Origin of the sequence: Ectothiorhodospira sp. 9100, assembly GCF_022227565.1 — a bacterium.
GTDB classification, from domain to species: Bacteria; Pseudomonadota; Gammaproteobacteria; order Ectothiorhodospirales; family Ectothiorhodospiraceae; genus Ectothiorhodospira; species Ectothiorhodospira marina.
In genome coordinates this window covers 1-428 of record NZ_JAJNAN010000149.1, presented here as the reverse complement: position 1 = coordinate 428, position 428 = coordinate 1, and the positions used below count along the sequence as shown (strand labels likewise).

At 59.3% G+C, this 428-nt stretch carries 1 pseudogene; it reads left to right on the top strand.

What is annotated here, in order from left to right:
* Nucleotides 1–428 (top strand): annotated as a pseudogene (locus LPW29_RS15385) (type I-F CRISPR-associated helicase Cas3f); the annotation flags it as partial.

Here is a 428-nt window from a genome sequence, read left to right as displayed (position 1 = left end):
GCCTGCCTTTCAAGCAGATCAGCTAAACAACCTGCCAGCGGTGATCACGGCTGACTGGAATGAGATGGCCGAGCCCCTGGGGGAGAACCAGCCCGGGCTTTACTGGAGTTTTCCGCAAGGTTTGCCGGTGATCACCCATAGGTGGCGGGAGCGGGCAAGACAGTTGGCTGAGCGTTTCCTCAAGCGGCTTTCACCGCACCCAACGGCCTGGCTCGATGATCCGTACACTCTCCATCTGGCTCGTCTCACTTTGATGCTGGCCGACCACCACTACTCGAGTCTTGAGGATCCTCGGCACCGTGTGTGTGGCGAGTCCAATTATGCGCTTTATGCCAATACGATCCGCAAGACCGGCCGACCCAATCAGCCGCTGGATGAACACCTGCTGGGCGTTGAAAAACACGCTGCCACAGTGGCCAGGGCCCTGC